The following is an 18710-nucleotide window of genomic DNA, read 5'->3' as shown; positions in this document are numbered from 1 at the left end:
GGGGGCGCTTTGCGCCCCTTTCGCGGCGCAAGGCCGCTCCTGCAGGTACTGCGCAATCCAGAAGGTTGTGCGGTACCCGTGGGAGCGGCCTTGTGCCGTGAAGGGGCTGCAAAGCAGCCCCCAGGGCCAGTGGCGATCCCGCCAATTCCAGGTCGGATAGATACAAAAACGTCCTCGTCGGTTCTGTTGCAATGCTTCTCAGGCGGCCGGCCTGAACAGCGTGCTCACAACGACAAGGAACCCCGACCATGCAAATGCCCAAGACCCTGAAAATCCGTAATGGCGACAAGGTGCAGCCAACCTTCTCCGCCCAGGAATATGCGGCCCGCCACGCCCGGCTGCGGGCCTACATGGCCGAGCAGGACATCGAGGCGGCAATTTTCACCTCGTACCACAACGTCAACTACTACAGCGATTTTCTCTACTGCTCGTTCGGTCGCCCCTATGCGCTGGTGATCACCCAGCACAAGGTGGTTTCGATCAGCGCCAACATCGATGGCGGGCAGCCCTGGCGGCGTACGGTCGGCACCGACAACATCGTCTACACCGACTGGCAGCGCGACAACTACTTCGTCGCCATCCAGCAAGCACTGCCGCTGGCCTCGCGTATCGGCGTGGAGCATGATCACCTCAACCTGCAGAACCACGGCAAACTCGCCGCCTGCTACCCCAAAGCCGAGCTGGTGGACATCGGTGCGCCGTGCATGCGCATGCGCATGATCAAGTCGGCCGAGGAGCAGGCGCTGATCCGCCATGGTGCACAGGTGGCCGATATCGGTGGGGCGGCGGTGGTCGAGGCCCTGCGTGAGCACGTGCCCGAGTACGAGGTGGCGCTGCATGCCACCCAGGCGATGGTGCGGGAAATTGCCAAACGCTTCCCGGAGGCCGAGCTGATGGACACCTGGACCTGGTTCCAGTCCGGGCTCAACACCGATGGCGCGCATAACCCGGTGACCAGCCGCCGGGTGGGCAAAGGCGAGATCCTCAGCCTCAATTGCTTCCCGATGATCGCCGGCTATTACACCGCGTTGGAGCGCACGCTGTTCCTCGACCACTGCCCGGACGAGTACCTACGCCTGTGGCAGGCCAACGTCGAAGTGCACGAAGCCGGGCTGAAACTGGTGCGCCCCGGCATGCGCTGCAGCGATATCGCTCGGGAACTGAACGAGATCTTCCTGCGCCACGACCTGCTGCAGTACCGCACCTTCGGCTATGGCCACTCGTTCGGCACCTTGAGCCACTACTATGGCCGCGAAGCGGGGCTGGAGCTGCGCGAGGACATCGACACGGTGCTGGAACCGGGCATGGTGGTGTCGATCGAGCCGATGATCATGCTGCCAGAAGGGCGGCCGGGGGCGGGGGGCTATCGCGAGCATGACATCCTGATCGTCAACGACAATGGCGCCGAGAACATCACCAAGTTCCCGTATGGGCCGGAGCACAACATCATTCGCAAATAACGAAAGGTGGCGCCTTCTTCGCGGGCCTGCCCGTGAAGAAGGCCAGCCCCAGACAACAAAAAACACTGTATGACCACAAGACCCTGCCTCCAATTAAAAGAACCAGAGGGTACCCCGTCATGTCCAGCACCACCCTGAATCCCTCCACCTTCGAAGGCCCTGCGCACAACACCGAACGCCAGGCCTTGCGCAAGGCCGCACGGGCCAGCTTCATGGGCAATTTCGTCGAGTGGTTCGACTACGCTGCCTACGGCTATCTGGCCACCATCATCGCCGCCACGTTCTTCCCGCAGACCGACAAGACCACCGGCCTGCTGGCGACCTTTGCGGTATTTGCCCTGTCGTTCCTGGTACGCCCGCTGGGCGGCATTGTCTGGGGGCATTTCGGTGACCGCCATGGCCGGCGCAATGCGTTGTCGTGGTCGATCCTGATCATGTCGGTGTCCACCTTCTGCATCGGCCTGTTGCCCGGTTATGCGCAAATCGGCCTGTGGGCGCCGGGCTTGTTGCTGTTGATACGCCTGGTGCAGGGCTTTTCCGCCTCGGGCGAGTACGCCGGTGCTGCGGCGTTCCTGGCGGAATACGCGCCACCTGGCCGGCGGGGTTTGTACACCAGCATCGTGCCGGCCAGCACGGCGGCGGGGCTGCTGTTCGGGGCGGCGTTCGTCGCGGTGCTGCACGAGCTGCTCAGCAATGAGGCTCTGCACGAGTGGGGCTGGCGCTTGCCGTTTCTGTTGGCCGCGCCGTTCGGCCTGGTGGGGCGCTACATCCGCATGAGCCTGCAAGACACGCCCAAGTTCCTGGAGATGGAGCAGCGCCTGGAGCACAAGGCCGGCATGGCCCCGACACCGCTGCGCGAACTGCTGGGCCAGCACCGGCGCAGCCTGGCCATCGGTATTGGTGTCACCTGCCTGAACGCGGTGGCGTTCTACCTGTTGCTCAGCTACATGCCGACCTACCTGTCCAGTGAAATGGGCATGAGCGAGCGGGATTCGTTCATCGCTTCGACGGTGTCGCTGGCCACGTACATCGGCTTGATTTTCCTGATGGGGCGGCTGTCCGACCAGTTTGGTCGCAAGACCATGCTGGTGGTGGCTTCGCTGTTGTTCCTGGGGTTGACCGTGCCGTTGTTCCGCCTGCTCGACGGGCAGCCGTTGCTGGTGATTCTGACGATCCAGATTGTTTTCGGGGCGATGTTGGCAATGAATGACGGGACCTTGCCGTGCCTGCTGGCGGAAATCTTCCCCACCCGTGTGCGTTTCAGTGGCTTTGCCCTGAGTTTCAATGTGGCCAATGCGCTGTTTGGCGGGACAGCGCCGTTCATTGCCACCTGGTTGATACAGGTGACCGGCAGCAAGCTGGCACCGGCGGGGTATTTGCTGGCGGCAGCGTTGGTTGCTCTGGTGGCCATGCTGATGTGCCGGGAGACGGCCCACACGGCCCTGGAGGATTGACCAACCTGCACCGGCCTCTTCGCGGGCACGCCTGCGAAGAGGCCGGTAAAGCCATTGCAAATGCTGAATCAATGCAACGAAGCTTGCCGCCGCTCCCCCAACGGCGACAAACCAAAGAACCGGCTGTAACTCTTGGAAAAATGCGCCGGCGAGCTGAACCCGCAGGCCAGCGCCACCTCGCGCACCTGCACGTCACTGCGCAGCAGCAACTCCCGTGCCCGAGACAGCCGCAGCTCCAGGTAATACTGGCTGGGCGTGCGTTGCAGGTACTTGTGGAACAGCCGCTCCAGCTGACGCACGGTTATCTCGTTGAGGCTGGCCAACTCCTCCAGCCCCAACGGTTCCTCCAGGTTGGCCTCCATGATCGCCACCACCTGGCTCAGCTTGGGCTGAGCGCTACCCAGCAGGGTGCGCAGCGGTACCCGCTGGCGCTCACGCTCCCCGCGTACGCGGTCGCACAGCAACAGCTCAGCGGCCTTGGCCGCGATGTCCTGGCCACCGGGTTCGCGGGCAACCAGTTGCAGCATCATGTCCATGGCCGCCACGCCGCCCGAGCAGGTATAACGGTCGCGGTCCAATTCGAACAGCTGGCTGGAGATCACGATACCGGGGAAGTGGGCCTGCAACGTCGGCAGGTCTTCCCAGTGGATAGTGCAGCGGTAACCCTTGAGCAATTCGGCCTTGGCCAACAGGTAGCTGCCGGTGCAGATGCCGCCCAGTGGCAAGCGTTGGCGGGCCAGTTGGCGCAACCAGTCGATCAGCGGGCGGTTGCCACGGCTGCGGTCGATCGGGTTGGCGCCGACCACCAGCAGGGCATCCAGTGCGGGGGCATTGGCGATGCTGTAGTCGGGCAATACGCGCATGCCGTTACTGGCCACTACCGGCATATCGTCTGCCGCGATCAGCACGCTGCGAAACAGCGGCTTGCGCGCGGCCAAGTTGGCCATGCGCAAGGTTTCTACCGCCGACGCCAGGCCGATGGTGGTGAAATTGGGCAAAATCAGAAAGCCGAAGGTCTTTACGGAACAACTCTTTACAATAGACGGCGGGAGGTTTGCAGAAGCGGGGTGGACCATTGCGCTGTTCCTGTGCAAGCTGAGGCATTGTTCGTCAGGGGCAGTGAGAAATACAGCCTCGCGTGGTTCTTGTTGTTATGGGTCGTTGCCGGGTTGATCTTACACCCCGTGCGCAGCGGCCAGGAATGGCTCCGCCAACTGGCAGGGCCGACAGTGATTGCACACAGAAGGTGATCGTTCGTGAACCCCGAATCCATGCTGGCGGCGTTGCCAGGCTACGCCCTGGCGCCCGAGTCGATCCAGGTGCTGCCTGATGCCAAGGCCTATCGCACCTGCCTGTTCGACCGCATCCGCACGGCAACCCGGCGCATCGTCATCGTCGCGCTGTACCTGCAGGAAGACGAGGCCGGCCAGGAAGTGCTGGATGCCTTGTACCAGGCCAAGGCCGCGCGCCCTAACCTGGAAATCACCATTGTGGTCGACTGGTTCCGCGCCCGTCGCGGGTTGCTTGGTGGTGGGCGTCAACCGGGCAACGCTGCCTGGTACCAGGCTCAGCGCCAGCTGCGCGGGCTGGATATCGCCATTCATGGTGTGCCCGTGCAGACTCGCGAGCTGTTCGGGGTGTTGCACCTGAAGGGCAGCATCATCGACGATTGCGTGATCTACACCGGCGCCAGCCTGAACAACGTCTACCTGCACCGCTTCGACCGTTATCGCCTGGACCGCTATCACCTGTTCCAGTCACCTGAGCTGGCCGATGCCATGGTCGGCCTGGTGCAGCGTCTGCTGCACCCCACCGCCACACCGCGTCTCGACCTGCCGGCGCCGCCCTCTACCCGCAACTTGCGCGGCGACATTCGGCGTTTGCGCGCGCGGCTGCGGCGCATGGCCTACGAGGCGCCGGCCAGCGCTGCGGGGCAGGGGCTACGGGTGATCCCGCTGCTGGGTGTGGGCCGTGGCAACCCGCTGAACCGGGCGCTGTGCGCGTTGCTGGCTGCGGCGCGCACGCAGATCATCATCAGCACGCCGTATTTCAACCCGCCACGGGTGGTGATGCGCGAGCTTGACCATGCGCTTGAGCGGGGCGTGCAAGTTGAGCTGATGGTCGGTCACCGCACGGCCAATGACTTCTACATCGCCCCCGGTGAGCCGTTCAGTGCCAGTGGCGCCTTGCCTTATCTGTACGAAGACAACCTGCGTGCCTTCGCCAGGCGCCGCCATGCCGCGATTGCCAGCGGCCAGTTGCAAGTGCGGATCTGGAACGATCCGGGGCATACCTTTCATGCCAAGGGCGTGTGGGTCGACCAGCGCTATTCGCTGCTGACCGGTAACAACCTGAACCCGCGCGGGTTCAACCTGGACCTGGAAAACGGCCTGCTGATCGATGACCCGCAAGGGCAGTGGCTGGTACCACGGGAAGCGGAGCTGAACGCACTGCGCCGGCATGCGCCGAAGATTGGCTCGGCAGAGGCGCTGGGGGTGAAGGCCGAACACCCCAAGGAAGTACGCAAACTTCTGCGGCGGTTGCGTTTTAGCCGGTTGGAACCGTTGATCAAGCGAGTGCTCTGAGGCCTTGCGTCAGGCAGTGGCACCTTTGCCTGGCGCGGCCCCGATGTCCTTCTTGGCTCGGGGCTTGAGCCGCGATACGGCAAACAGCACCACCGCCAGCCCCACTACCTGGTACAGCGAAATCTCTTCATTCAAGATCGCCCATGAGGCCAATACCGTCAGTACCGGCCCCAGGTTACCCACCGCCGCTGTATGGGTCGGCCCCAGGCGCTGGATCGCCAACGCTACCCAGTAGATCGGCAGCACCGTGGAAAACACGGCCATCAGCCCGGCATTCACCCACACTGCGCTCGGTAACTGCCACAACTGCCCGACCGGCGCCACCATCAGGTAATGCGCCAGCACCATCAGCGAGGAGGCAGTACCGCACAACCCGGCCAGGCGCATCGAGCCCATGCGTTTGAGCATCATGCCGGTGCCGGCGTAATACAGCGCGTAGGTCACCGCGCTGGCGAACACCCACAGCGAGCCCAGCACCACCTGCTGGCCAACCCCGGCGACACTGATGTCGTGGACAAAGGCAATGCCCAGCCCCAGATAGCACAGGCCCATGGCCGACAAAGTGCGCAGGCTCGGCCGTTCACGCAGGGCAATGGCCTGGAACACCAGCACCAGCGTCGGGTAGGTGAACAGGATCAGCCGCTCCAGCCCAGCACTGATGTACTGCAGGCCATAGAAGTCGAACAGGCTGGCCAGGTAGTAGCCAAACAGGCCAAGCAGGGCGACGCGCAACCCGTCACCCAGGTTGAGCGGGGCACTGCCCTGACCACGGCTGGCCCATACCAGCCAGGCGAACAGCGGCAGCGACAGGCCCATGCGCATGGCCAGCAGGCTGATGGCATCCACCGGCCCGGCGGCGTAAGCCAGCTTGACGAAAATGGCCTTGAAGCTGAAGCCCAGGGCCGCCAGTACGGCGTACAGGGCGCCGCTTTGCAGTTGGCGCTGTATCAAGCTGCGGAATGCGTTCATGCGTTACCTACGTGGAAGAAAGGCGAGGCTTATTCTGAACAGAAGGCTGTCGCGCTAGAATCGCTTTTTATAGAACAGGGCATTCGTATTTGGAGAATGGCATGCAATTCGACCTGACTGACCTGCGCCTGCTGCTGGCCATTGCCGCCACGGGCAGCCTGAGCAAGGCGGCTGCGACCTTTCCGGTGGCGGTGTCGGCGGCAAGCAATCGTCTGCGCTTGCTGGAAGAACGTTGTGGCTTGGTGCTGTTCACCCGCAAGGCAGATGGCATGCAGTTGACGCCTTCCGGGCGCCTGGTGCTGGAGGGCGCACGCAGCGTGCTGGGTGAGGCGCAAAAACTGCAGGAGACCTTGCAGCAACTGTCTGGCGAGCACCGCACCACCTTGCGCCTGGCGGCCTCTACGGTGTCCAACAGCACATTGCTGCCGGCAGTGTTGGGGCCGTTTCTGGCGGACTACCCGGAGGTCGACCTGCAACTGATGGAGCACAAGAGTGTGGACGTGCTGCGGGTGGTGGTGGCCAACGAGTGCGAGATCGGTGTGTACGATGGCATTTTGCCCAGCGAGGGGGTGGTATCGCTGCCGTTTCGCACCGAGCGCTTGGTCATGCTGGTGCCCGCCGACCATCCCCTGGCTGGGCGCGAACAGCTGCGCCTGGTCGATGCCCTGGGCTACGCGTTCATTTGCCTGCCGGGTGGGCGGCCGATGCAGCGCTTTGTCGAAGAGCTGGCGATGAACTTGGCCATGCCGCTGAAGGTGCGCGTGCGAGCGCCCAGCTTTGAGGCAATCGCACAGTTGGTGGCACAGCGCGCAGGCGTGGCCATGCTGCCTGAAACCGCCGCTGTGCGTGCGGAGCAGGAGCTGCCGGTACGCCGGGTGGCCCTGGCGGAAAGCTGGGCCACCCTGGAGCTACGCCTGTGTTTCCGTGACTGGGAGCGCCTGAGTTCGCACGGGCGGCAACTGGTGAGTTACTTGTCCGGGCAGCGGCTTACTGCGCCGGGGCCAGGCGAATACCGCTCACCTGCACCTGATCACCGGGCTTGAAGTGGGCATTCGGCGAACGGTAGCGCTGGGTGCTGCCGTCGTCGTGGCGCACCACATAGGCCGCGTCGCTGTGCCCGCTGCCTTGTTGCACGGCGGCACCACCAAAGGCGCCCAGGGCGGCACCTGCGATGGCGCCGAACGGGCCGCCAAGCGCGGCGCCGATCATCAGGCCGCTGACGCCACCAGCGCCATAGCCGACGGTATTGTCGGCGCTTTCCGAGAGCACCTGGTCGGCGCAGGCGGGCAGGGCGATGGTCAGGGTCATCGCCAGAGGGAGCAGAGGATTTTTCATGGTTTTTGGTCCGCAAGGCAGTGTTTGGCGAAAGGTCACGCTTCAGCTTTCGTGCCAGTTGGCCAGCCCTTCCGGTACGGCACTATCCGACCAAGTGTGGTCATTACGACCGCGGTTCTTGTGGTGCGAATGACACGATGATGTCAATATGACATGTCGCTCGCACGGGTATCTGCAAGGGCTGGGCTATCATTTGCAGGCAACCGTGCAAGGCCCCTCTGAAAAGTCATCACGAGCGCATACAATCGGGCCTTTCTTCGTTAACCAGATAGGCCAATGCGTATATGGCGCTAGATCCACCCACGATGTTGACCATTTCGGTTGCCTTGGCTGCTGCCGCTGCCTTGTACCTGGCAATTGAATGGCGCAGTGTCCGCGAAACCTCTCTGCTGTTCTGGAGCGCCGGTTTCGCCACCATTACTGTCGGTTGCATCCTGGCTTTGCTGCGCGGGATCGGTTTGTTGTTCATCGGCATCTGGTTCGCCAATGGCTTGCTGGTGGTCGCGCACGGTTTTTTTCTGATGGGCGTGCTGCGATTTACCCAGGAGCGCTTGTCGCGTGCCTGGCTGATGATCGTGGTGGTCTGGTTCGCCTTGCTGCTGTTGCCTGTGGGGCCGCAGTGGTCGAAGGTGATGCTGATGGTCAACTCGTTGCTGGTGGCGGCGTTGACGCTCAAGGCCAGTTTCCTGTTGCGGCCGCATGGCAGATCGCTGAGTGTTGGCGCGGTGCAGTTGCGCTATGTGCTGCTGATTCATGGGGCATTCTATGTAGCCAAGGCGATCATTGCGATTACGCCGGGTACGTTGATTGACCTGGCCACCTTTGGCGGGCTGATCATTCAGGTTTCCCTGGTCGAGGGGGCGATGGCGATCATGCTGATTGCCTTGTCGATGACGGGAACCGTGCGTTACCGGCGTGAGGAACGGATTGCCCGGCTGGCGGCCCGTGATCCGCTGACCGCGCTGTACAACCGGCGAGCGCTGGAGGTGCGGGCTGGGCATTTCTTCAAGGACGTGAGCCCTGCGCAACCTGGGGCGTTACTGCTGATCGACATCGACAATTTCAAGCTGGTCAACGACCTGCACGGGCATATAGCCGGGGACCGCTTGCTGATTGCCTTGAGCGAGATGATTCGCACGGCGCTGCCCGAGCGCTCGCTGGCGGCGCGGTTGGGGGGCGATGAGTTTGTCATCTTGCTGAGTGGGGCGAGTAGTGAACGGGTCATGGAGCTGGGTGGGATGCTGCGTGAGCAGTTCCAGCAGTACGCCTGCAAGACCGTGCCAACGCCGCAGGCGGTTACCTTGAGCATCGGTGCCAACCTGTTCGACCAGCCACCGGCGAGCCTGGCGGCGTTGATCGAGCAGGGGGATGTGGCGCTGTACCAGTCCAAGCGTGGAGGGCGCGACAGCATTCGGTTTGTCGAGCGGCCCATGGCAGACATTAGCCACTAGTCTGTTTTTTGCTTTTGCTTTTGCTTTTGCTTTTGCTTTTGCTTTTGCTTTTGCTTTTGCTTTTGCTTTTGCTTTTTAGCGCGCGGTAGTTCAGGCGACGCAGGTTGCGACTTCAGGAGGCCGAGCGCAGGGCTTGCGGAGGGAGGTGACGGGCATGGATGCCCGTCAAGCGCTGGGCCCCAGGATGGGGCCTGCAGCGCGGTCCTCCCGGGAGCAAGCCCGGAGCGAGGGGACCCCGGAGCGCAGCGCAGGGGCCGGATGATGGGAGCGGACGGTTTTTGGTTCCTTTTTGCCACGACAAAAAGGGACCCGCCGTAAGGGCGGAAAGGTGACTGTGCGCCACCTGCGAGAATGAATGTTTACTTGGTGTGAAGGCCCACATCCAAGAAGCAAGAAGCAAGAAGCAAGAAGCAAGAAGCAAGAAGCAGAATTTGTCTGTTTTGACTCAGCGAACAGTCCGTTTGCGATGGCGACACTGACTCACCTTTTCGCCCTTACGGCGAGTCACTTTTTGTCAAACGCGACAAAAAGTAACCAAAAAACGCTGCGCTCCCATCATCCGGCCCCTGCGCTGCGCTCCGGGGTCCCCTCACTCCGGCCTTGCTCCCGGGAGGACCGCGCTGCAGGCCCCATCCTGGGGCCCAGCGCTTGACGGGCATCCATGCCCGTCACCTCCCTCCGCAAGGCCTACGTTCGGCCTCCTGAAGTCGCGAAGATCAAGATCAAGATCAAGATCAAGATCAAGATCAAGATCAAGATCAAGATCAAGATCAAGATCAAGATCAAGATCAAGATCAAAACATGTACGATGCGGCGGTTGTATTTACTTGTTGTTGATGCACTGCGACTGCGCGCTGTAGCGAATGGTCTGCAAGCGCCCCTGGCTGTCTTCGAAAGTCATCAGCTTCGGCGTTACGGTGCAGGTTCGTGGGTCACCGGACTGTCGCACGACACTGGCGATATCCAGTTTCATGCCGTAGCGATAGTCCTCGACCGTCGGCATCGGCTTGCCCGCCTTGGCCGCATACGCCAAAACCGCCTGCTGGTGTTCAGCCAGCTGCTGCTCGGTACGGTCATCGGAAAAGGCCAGCGCCTGGCCAGTCAGCACTAGCAGCAATGCGCCGCCAGAAAGTAAGGCTTTCATCCTCGAACCTCTGTAGGTCAGTCATCTCGGCACTCAGGCTATCGATGGCCAACCCACAGGGGCATGACGGCAAACTTACATTTCAGAAAGGGACGCTCAGGTCGCCACCTGGTAGCACGGTACGTACGCCGCGCCGCCGGGCAATTTCATGCGGTGCTGGTCGACGAACGCCTGCAGCAGCCGGCCCAGTGGGTCCAGCACGGCACTGTCGCCGTGAATCTGATAGGGCCCGTGTTCCTCGATCAGGCGGATGCCTTTGTCCTTGACGTTGCCGGCGACGATGCCAGAAAACGCCCGACGCAGGTTGGCTGCCAGCTCATGGGGCGGTAGCGCGCGGCGTAGGTCCAGTTCGGCCATGGCTTGGTGGGTCGGATCGAACGGGCGCTGGAAGCTCTCCTCGATCTTCAGCAACCAGTTGAAGTGGAAGGCATCGTTGCGCTCGCGGCGGAACTGCTTCACCGCCTTGAGCCCTTCGACCATGTGCCGGGAGACTTCCGCCGGGTCGTCGATGATGATCTCGTACAGGCGGTGCGCTGCTTCACCCAGGGTGGCGCCGACGAAGGCGTGCAGCTGTTGCAGGTACGGCTCGGCACTGCGCGGGCCGGTGAGAACCACAGGGAAGGGCAGGCCTTGGTTGTCCGGGTGCATGAGGATGCCCAGCAGGTAGAGGAACTCCTCTGCCGTACCGGCACCGCCGGGGAAGATGATGATGCCATGGCCGACACGCACGAAGGCTTCCAGGCGCTTCTCGATGTCCGGCAGGATCACCAGTTCGTTTACGATCGGGTTGGGTGCCTCGGCGGCGATGATGCCTGGCTCGGTCAGGCCCAGGTAGCGGCTGCCGTGCATGCGTTGCTTGGCGTGGGCGATGGTGGCGCCTTTCATCGGCCCCTTCATCACGCCAGGGCCGCAGCCGGTGCACACATCCAGCTTGCGCAGGCCCAGCTCGTGGCCGACCTTCTTGGTGTACTGGTATTCCTCGGTGCTGATCGAGTGGCCGCCCCAGCACACCACCATCTTCGGCTCCACGCCCGGGCGCAGGGTGCGCGCGTTGCGCAGCAGGTGGAACACGTAATCGGTGATGCCCTGGGAGCTTTCCAGATCGATGCGCTGGCTGGCCAGCTCGCTTTCGGTGTAGACGATGTCGCGCAGGGCGCTGAACAGCATTTCGCGGGTGCTGGCGATCATTTCGCCATCGACGAAGGCATCGGCCGGCGCATTGAGCAGCTCCAGGCGCACGCCACGGTCTTGTTGGTGGATCCTGACCTCGAAGTCCTTGTAGGCCTCAAGGATGGTCTTGGCATTGTCGACATGGGCGCCGGTGTTGAGGATGGCCAGGGCGCACTGGCGGAACAGGGTGTAAAGGCTACCGGTACCGACTTCACTCAGTTGCTGCACTTCACGTTGTGACAGCGTTTCCAGGCTGCCTTTGGGGCTGACGGATGCATTGATGACATTGCGTTGAGGCATCTAAGTCTTTCCTGTGCGGGTAAAACATCCTTCTTTGACAACACCATACCGAGAAATGTGGACGGCAACGAGGGGGGTACTGAAAAACCTTGCGATCGAGTTGGCTTCTTCGCGGGCTTGCCCGCTCCCACAGGGTGTGGGGGCAGGCAAACCGGCCTCGGATCATCCCAGCAGCTTCTGCACACCGAAGGTAATGGCCAGCCCACCCCCGACCAGCCACAGGTTCAGAATTGCCCCGGTGGCCAGGGCCTTTGGCCCGGCCTGGCGGATCTGGCTGAAGCGGGTTTCCATGCCCAATGCAGTCATGGCCATGGTCAAGGCAAAGGTGTCCAGGCTGTTCACCGCCTGGGTCACGCTGCCGGGCAGCACCTGCAGCGAATTGACCAGCACCAGAGCAAGGAAGCCGAAGGCGAACCAAGGCATGGCGATGCGCCCGTTGCCCTGCGCCAGGCCAGCCTGGCGTGAACGGCTGATCCACAGGCCCACCACCAGCAGCACCGGCACCAGCAGCATGACCCGGGTCATCTTGACGATGGTGGCGATGTGCGTGGCCTCGGGGCTGACGTTGCTGGCCGCGCCGACCACCTGCGCCACTTCGTGGATGGTGCCGCCCAGCAAAAGCCCGGCGCCCATGGTGTCAAGGTGCAGCCAGCCGGCGTTGATCGCCAGTGGGTAAAGGAACATCGACAAGGTACCGAACAGCACCACGCTACCGACCGCCATGGCGCTTTTATGCGGGGCGCTGCGCAGCGCCGATTCGAATGCCAGCACGGCGGCGGCGCCGCAGATGGCGCTGCCGGCGGCGGTCAGCAAGGCAGTATCGCGGTCCAGCTTGAATACTTTCATGCCGCACCACAGGCCGATCAGCAGGGTGCTGGACACCACCAGCACCGACACGATGAGCCCCGACCAGCCGACCTCGGCAATTTCCTGCAGGCTTACCCGCAGGCCGAAGAATGCCACGGCGATGCGCAACAGGCCGCGAGCGGAAAAGTTGATACCTGCCGCCCAGCTTGCCGGTACACCGTCTCGCAGCGCGTTGCCATACAGTGCACCGGCGACGATACCGACGATCAATGGGCTGATGCCCAGGTTGGCGATGGCGGGCAGGGCAGCCAGTTGAGTGACTGCAAGCGCGAACAGCGCGACGAACAGGATGCCATTGAGCCGCCCTCGGGTGGAGAGGGTAGGGGCAAAGGCAGGGTTGGACGGAACCGTGGCCATGTGAGTCCTCCGGAAAGTGTTTCGACAAGGCCTACGTTAATCTGGTTATAAGCTTATAAAAAATCGTAATTTAGGATGGCAAATATCCGAATAGCTGATATTTTTAATTCATGACCCCAGAACAGCTGATAACGTTCGCCACCGTTGCCGAGCACGGCAACATCAGCCATGCAGCCCAGGCCTTGCACTTGTCGCAGCCGGCGGTGTCCGGCCAGCTCAAGCTGTTGCAGGAGGCCTTTGGCGAACCGCTCTATCAACGTGCCGGCCGTGGTGTGCGGTTGACGGCAGCCGGCGAGCAGTTGCTGGCCCATGCCGAGCGCCTGCGCGAAACCTTCCGCCAGGCCCAGGCATTGCGCGAGGCCATGCGTGGCCTGGAGCGCGGTACCTTGCGTATCGGTGCCAGTACCACACCCGCCAGCTACCTGCTGCCTTACCTGATTGCCGACTTCCATGCCCGCCACCCGGAGGTGCTGGTGACGACATCGCACGGCAACACGGCGGAAATCGTCGCTGCGCTGGACAGTGTCGACATCGCCCTGATCGAAGGGCCGCCCGGGCAGGAGTTGCCCTTGGGCACGGCAGTGACGGCCTGGCGGGAGGACGAGATCGTTGCCATCGTGCCCAGTGGTCATCCGCTGGCTGGCAGTGACCAGCAGGCCTTGGCGTCGCTGGGTGCCTACCCGTTGGTGCTGCGCGAGAGCGGCTCGGGGGTGCGGCAGATCGTCGAGCGGGCATTTGCCCGTGATGGTGTAGCGATGCGCGTAGCGCTGGAGATTGCCGGGGTGGAAGGGGTGAAGGAGGCGGTGCGTGCGGGGATGGGCGTTGGTTTTGTGTCGGCGATGTCCATCCGCCATGAGGATGGGGCGCTGCACAGGTTGCAGGTGGCGCCCCAGGCACTGGTGCGGCGGTTTTCCATACTGGTGCCGCATGCGGCTACACCGTCGCGGGCGGCTTCGCGGTTCCTTGAATTGTGTGTTGATATGCAAGGGGCAGGAGCGGGTGAAGTCCATTCACCTTGAAGATGTTTCTGTAACCGGTGGGAGACGTGCGGCCAGTTGCCGAAGTCTGCTACCTGATAGCGCCAGCACGAGGGTCGATATAACCAAGTAACCTGTCAAAAACGCCAGTGTTCAAAGCCCCCGTATCTATTTAAGGTGAAGGCATTCGATGTTTGAAATCTGGAGTAGTCTAGATGAGATGCAACCTTCGAAATGCTGGTATCCAGAATCGCCCGACTTATGGTCAATCCTATACACCTTACGGCTTTTCCGGTAAATCACAATATTCGCCCATTGTCGGATTCGCCGGCCAGTGGTTTGACACGATAAGTGGCTTGTATCCGCTAGGAAATGGTCGGCGTCTGTACAGCCCTTCAATCTGCCGTTTTACCCGTCCTGATTTTTTAAGCCCGTTTGGTGGCGGGGGGATAAATGCGTATGCCTATTGCTCTGGTGATCCTATGAATTATGTTGATCCTTCTGGGTCTTCCAGGAATACGTCCAGGGGGCACGTGAACCCTCAAACGACCTTGGATATCAATATTTTGCAAAAGGAGGGTTTTCCATCAAGCTTGCACCCACAGCTTTCGCATTTCCGGAAAGTGGCGAAGGGAATACATCGAGGGCCGATGGAAAAGAATGTCGTAGTTGCACGGTTATATAAGCATGATGCTCCGCACTATGCGTACACTCGATGGGACCTAAAATACAATTTTGCAACCAATGGGTTTGCAGCGGATTTTGTGGCTGGTAGCCCCATTTTTCATTTGCCGGTTGGTCACTATGAGGCGAAGCTGAATATTTTTGTCTTGGGCGTGGGACCTTTCAAACCCGCACGAGGGCTCGGAAATTCTAAATCTTACGAAGTCCGTAAAAGAGATCTTAAGGGTTTCTCTCTTCCTGCTGCTCAGCACGAGAGACCGCAGCTTGCAGGGGCAGCGTGGCCTGAAGTAGCTAAAGCAATGTGGGATGTGCGTTTCCAAAGGGAGATTGACCGGTTTGATGAGATGCTTGAGCGCTATGGACCACCAAAAGCGCCCCCTTCTCCACCCCCTAGGCGACGCTAACTCCAGAAATAAGCCTTCTCGCTTTCGTTAAGCAGGCACGGCATGCGTTGAGCCACGCCCAGGACACACATTCAATGCGCGCAGCGACTGGTATCGCCTTGCGCCGCTGGCGCCTTTCGCGCTGCCGCCAGAAGGGTAGCCAGCACGATCAACGCGGCACCCGCCGCCATACGCAGGCTCGGCTGGTCACCAAACAACCACCAGGCACCCATGATCGCGTAAACCGGCTCCAGCGCGATGATCATGCCCGCCGTGCGCGCTTCCAGCCCTTTCAGGCTCCTGACGAACAGGAATTGCGACAGGCCGGTGCAGAACACCCCGAGCAGTGCCAGGTTGATCCAGTCGCTGCTGGCTAGGCTGGTGTTGCCCAGGTGGGTGAAGGCAAACGGCGCCACCAGTACGGCCACCACCACGTTTTGCCAGAAGGCTACCTGCATGGCATTCATGCTCGATGCATTGCGGCGGTTGGCTACGGTCAGCAAGGCGAACGCCAGGCCCGAGCCCAACCCCCAAAACAGGCCGAGGGTGCCTTTGTCGAGCAGGTCGAAGGTGGGTACTACCAGCACCAGGCCGGCCGTGACCATCAGCAACAGCACACCTTGTACCGCACCGATGCGCTGGCCGAACACGCCACGCTCGACCATGGCGATGAACGCCGGGAAGCTGGCGAAGCCCAGGGTGGCAACCGCTACGCCACCGACTTTCACGGCAATGAAGAAGGTCACCCAGTGGGTCGCCAGCAGGGCGCCGGTCAGGCCCAGCACTGGCAGGTTGCGCAGGGTCAGCGCATCGAGCAGGCGTGTCCCCTTGAGCCCGGCGACGAAGCCCAAGGCAATGAAGGCGAAGGTGGCGCGGCCGAAGGTGATGATGCTGGCATCGGCTTCTATCAGGTGACCGAGAATGCCGGTCAGGCCGAACAACACAGCGGCAATATGGGCAACGCACAGGGCGTTGCGGTGGCCGGTGGCAGCACCGGCTACGGGGATTGAAGTCGCGATCATGGCAGTCAAGTCTTCACAATGTGGCGCGCGCAAACACTCCCGGCTGGCGCGGCGCGGGTCTCTAATACTGGGAGTTTTATCGTTATGAGCCCGGACGAATTGCCCGGTGCAAAAAGGCGCCACAGCGTTGGAATTGTGAAGCGAGGCTGTTTTACTCGCGGTTACCACGTCGTCCAGCCCACGGCGCGGGGCTGGTCGATGTGTGTATTATTTTTGTATACAGGGTTTTGCAGCCGATTGCGGGCGACGTGTGCTTGTCTGATCGCGACATCGATGGTTGCCTTGCAGCGCAGTCCTACTCGTCGCCGTAGTTCATGATCGACAGCAGGCGAATCGGCACTTGCACCAGTTGCTCCGGGCCGTGCGGGGTTTCGCCGTCGAAGGTCAGGCTGTCGCCAGCGTGCATGTGGTAGAGCTGGTTGCCGTGGCGGTACACCAGTTCGCCCTCCAGCAAATGGAGGAACTCGGTGCCTGGGTGGGCGAAGGTCGGGAACTCTTCGCTGGCGTCGTCCATGCTCACCATGTAAGCCTCGAAGTGCTTCTTCGGCCCTCTGGCGTGATTGAGCAAATGGTAGGTGTGGCCCTTCTCGGTGCCACGGCGCACCACCTCCAGCCCTTCACCGGCTTTTACCAGCAGGGCATTGCCGTCGGGCTGATCATATTGGCTGAACAGCTTGGCCATCGGCATACCCAGCACGTCGCACAGGCGGCTTAGGGTGTCAAGGCTGGTGGATACCTGGGCATTCTCGATCTTGCTCAGCATGCCCTGGCTGATGCCGGCGATGCGCGCCACGTCGGCGAGCTTGAGGGACTGGGCCTGGCGCTGGCGCTTGATCTGCAGGCCCAGGTATTGCTCCAGGCGAAGGCGCGGTTGGGTTTCGGTCGACATCTAATGCCCTGCACGGTTTCAGTTCAAGAATAATATTTTCGCACTTGGAAAGTGCGAAATGCAGCGGCGTGGCCGCTTCTTTCCTCAGAAGAAAACGAGTTTCCCATAAATAGAGCATAAAAAGCTGCCTGGGTTTTGCCCAGCCTGTACTGGCGTCTTGGCGGGTACAGGCCTGGATAAAGAACGCTTTGGATAAGTTGGCAAGCTCGTTGCATTCCTGTGAGGAAAGTAATTTTCTCGTGCGGAATCATTGCCCCTTACCCAGGAGTGTTCAACCCATGTTGCCAGCAGAAACCCAGCGCACGCTCGACCAACACGGCATCAAGTACGTGCTGGCGCAGTTCGTCGATATTCATGGCTCGGCGAAGACCAAATCGGTGCCGGTCTCCGGCCTGAAGATGGTCGCCGAAGAGGGCGCCGGTTTTGCCGGCTTCGCCATCTGCGGCATGGGCATGGAGCCACACGGACCGGACTTCATGGCCCGCGGCGACCTGACGACCTTGATTCCGGTGCCATGGCAGCCGGGTTATGGCCGCGTGGTATGCGTGGGCCATGTAAACGGCCAGCCGTGGCCCTACGACAGCCGTCACGTGTTGCAACAGCAGGTGCAGCGCCTGGCCGAAAAGGGGTGGACGCTGAACACCGGCCTTGAGCCCGAGTTCAGCCTGTTTCGCCGCGACGAGGGTGGCAAGCTGCAACTGGTGGATGCCTCCGACAACCTCGACAAGCCGTGTTACGACTACAAGGGCCTGTCACGCTCGCGGCTGTTCCTCGAGCGCCTGACCGAGGCGTTGCAACCGGTGGGTTTCGACATCTACCAGATCGACCACGAAGACGCCAACGGCCAGTTCGAGATCAACTACACCTACAGTGACGCCATGGAGTCGGCCGACCGTTTCACCTTCTTCCGCATGGCCGCCGGCGAGATCGCCAACGACCTGGGGATGATCTGCTCGTTCATGCCCAAGCCCGACCCCAAGCGCGCTGGCAATGGCATGCACTTTCATCTGTCGCTGGCCAGCAGCACCAACAAGAACCTGTTCCACGACCCGTCCGACAGCAGCGGCATGGGCCTGTCGAAGCTGGCCTACCACTTTGCTGCAGGGCTGCTGGCCCACGGCCCGGCGTTGTGTGCCTTCGCGGCGCCAACGGTCAACTCCTACAAGCGTCTGGTGGTGGGGCGCTCGTTGTCGGGTTCGACGTGGGCCCCGGCCTTCGTAGCCTGGGGGGCCAACAACCGCTCGGCGATGGTGCGCATTCCTTATGGTCGCCTGGAATTCCGCTTGCCGGACGCCGGTTGCAACCCGTACCTGGTCACCGCCGCAATCATTGCCGCCGGCCTCGATGGCATCGACCGCCAGTTGGAGCCAGGCGAGATGTGCAATGAAAACCTCTACAACCTGAGCCTTGAAGACATTGCCGCGCGCGGCATCAAAACCCTGCCGCAATCGCTGAAGGAAGCCGTTGACGCACTTCAAACCGACCCGCTGTTCCGCGAGGTGCTGGGCGCCGAGATCGTCGACGAGTTCATCAAGCTCAAGCGCATGGAGTGGGTGGAGTACTGCCGGCACGTTTCCGACTGGGAAATCCAGCGCTACACCGAATTCTTCTGACCGCCCCCAATCCCTTGGGCGGCCAGCAGCAAAGCGGTCGCCCACTGCCT

Annotated in this window: 16 protein-coding genes; 8 read left to right on the top strand and 8 right to left on the bottom strand. The window is 61.7% G+C overall.

The window, feature by feature from the left end:
- The first annotated feature begins 248 nt into the window (after positions 1-248).
- Positions 249-1460, top strand: a complete 1212-nt coding sequence (locus Q9451_RS19030; RefSeq protein WP_012271881.1) for a M24 family metallopeptidase — start codon at positions 249-251, stop codon at positions 1458-1460.
- Between the two features lie 119 nt (positions 1461-1579).
- The gene (locus Q9451_RS19025; RefSeq protein ID WP_012271882.1) at positions 1580-2914 is read left to right on the top strand and encodes an MFS transporter; all 1335 of its coding nucleotides are present in this window, start codon (positions 1580-1582) and stop codon (positions 2912-2914) included.
- Positions 2915-2982: 68 nt separating this feature from the next.
- Here the strand turns inward: Q9451_RS19025 and Q9451_RS19020 are convergent, their stop codons facing one another.
- On the bottom strand, positions 2983-3990 hold the full coding sequence (locus Q9451_RS19020; protein WP_012271883.1) for a GlxA family transcriptional regulator: 1008 nt from the start codon (positions 3988-3990) through the stop codon (positions 2983-2985).
- A gap of 180 nt (positions 3991-4170) precedes the next feature.
- Here Q9451_RS19020 and pssA point away from each other — a divergent pair, with 180 nt between their 5' ends.
- Positions 4171-5499: a CDP-diacylglycerol--serine O-phosphatidyltransferase gene (gene pssA / locus Q9451_RS19015; RefSeq protein WP_012271884.1), complete on the top strand. Its 1329-nt coding sequence runs from the start codon at positions 4171-4173 to the stop codon at positions 5497-5499.
- A gap of 9 nt (positions 5500-5508) precedes the next feature.
- Here pssA and Q9451_RS19010 read toward each other — a convergent pair whose 3' ends face one another.
- Positions 5509-6468, bottom strand: a complete 960-nt coding sequence (locus tag Q9451_RS19010; protein ID WP_012271885.1) for a DMT family transporter — start codon at positions 6466-6468, stop codon at positions 5509-5511.
- Between the two features lie 101 nt (positions 6469-6569).
- Between Q9451_RS19010 and Q9451_RS19005 the strand changes: the two genes are divergently transcribed.
- Entirely contained in the window at positions 6570-7511 is a 942-nt protein-coding gene (locus Q9451_RS19005; RefSeq protein ID WP_012271886.1) for a LysR substrate-binding domain-containing protein, read from the top strand.
- Here Q9451_RS19005 and Q9451_RS19000 read toward each other — a convergent pair.
- The gene (locus Q9451_RS19000; RefSeq protein ID WP_012271887.1) at positions 7456-7803 is read right to left on the bottom strand and encodes a hypothetical protein; all 348 of its coding nucleotides are present in this window, start codon (positions 7801-7803) and stop codon (positions 7456-7458) included. The two genes, Q9451_RS19005 and Q9451_RS19000, sit on opposite strands and share 56 nt — an antisense overlap.
- Positions 7804-8108: 305 nt before the next feature.
- On the opposite strand from Q9451_RS19000, the gene Q9451_RS18995 reads away from it, so the two are divergent.
- Entirely contained in the window at positions 8109-9254 is a 1146-nt protein-coding gene (locus tag Q9451_RS18995; RefSeq protein ID WP_041166473.1) for a GGDEF domain-containing protein, read from the top strand.
- Between the two features lie 823 nt (positions 9255-10077).
- Here Q9451_RS18995 and Q9451_RS18990 read toward each other — a convergent pair.
- The 3 genes from Q9451_RS18990 to Q9451_RS18980 all read right to left on the bottom strand — a co-directional run bounded on the left by Q9451_RS18990 (position 10078) and on the right by Q9451_RS18980 (position 13092).
- Entirely contained in the window at positions 10078-10398 is a 321-nt protein-coding gene (locus Q9451_RS18990) for a DUF2790 domain-containing protein (protein WP_012271889.1), read from the bottom strand.
- A 96-nt stretch (positions 10399-10494) separates the two neighbouring features.
- On the bottom strand, positions 10495-11868 hold the full coding sequence (gene ppnN / locus Q9451_RS18985) for a nucleotide 5'-monophosphate nucleosidase PpnN (protein WP_012271890.1): 1374 nt from the start codon (positions 11866-11868) through the stop codon (positions 10495-10497).
- A 162-nt stretch (positions 11869-12030) separates the two neighbouring features.
- Complete coding sequence (locus Q9451_RS18980; protein ID WP_012271891.1) at positions 12031-13092, bottom strand: YeiH family protein; 1062 nt, start codon at positions 13090-13092, stop codon at positions 12031-12033.
- Positions 13093-13202: 110 nt separating this feature from the next.
- Between Q9451_RS18980 and Q9451_RS18975 the strand changes: the two genes are divergently transcribed.
- The gene (locus tag Q9451_RS18975) at positions 13203-14111 is read left to right on the top strand and encodes a LysR family transcriptional regulator (RefSeq protein ID WP_012271892.1); all 909 of its coding nucleotides are present in this window, start codon (positions 13203-13205) and stop codon (positions 14109-14111) included.
- Positions 14112-14284: 173 nt separating this feature from the next.
- Positions 14285-15157: an RHS repeat-associated core domain-containing protein gene (locus Q9451_RS18970; protein WP_071984368.1), complete on the top strand. Its 873-nt coding sequence runs from the start codon at positions 14285-14287 to the stop codon at positions 15155-15157.
- Between the two features lie 71 nt (positions 15158-15228).
- On the opposite strand, the gene Q9451_RS18965 is transcribed toward Q9451_RS18970, so the two are convergent.
- Complete coding sequence (locus Q9451_RS18965) at positions 15229-16158, bottom strand: DMT family transporter (RefSeq protein WP_012271894.1); 930 nt, start codon at positions 16156-16158, stop codon at positions 15229-15231.
- Between the two features lie 295 nt (positions 16159-16453).
- The gene (locus Q9451_RS18960; RefSeq protein WP_012271895.1) at positions 16454-17047 is read right to left on the bottom strand and encodes a cupin domain-containing protein; all 594 of its coding nucleotides are present in this window, start codon (positions 17045-17047) and stop codon (positions 16454-16456) included.
- 278 nt (positions 17048-17325) lie between these two features.
- Between Q9451_RS18960 and glnT the strand changes: the two genes are divergently transcribed.
- Positions 17326-18660 (top strand): type III glutamate--ammonia ligase, encoded by a 1335-nt coding sequence (glnT, locus tag Q9451_RS18955; RefSeq protein ID WP_012271896.1) that lies wholly within the window; start codon positions 17326-17328, stop codon positions 18658-18660.
- Positions 18661-18710: the final 50 nt, after the last annotated feature.

It is taken from the genome of Pseudomonas sp. NY8896, assembly GCF_039634505.1.
This window is presented reverse-complemented; position numbering and strand designations above follow the sequence as displayed.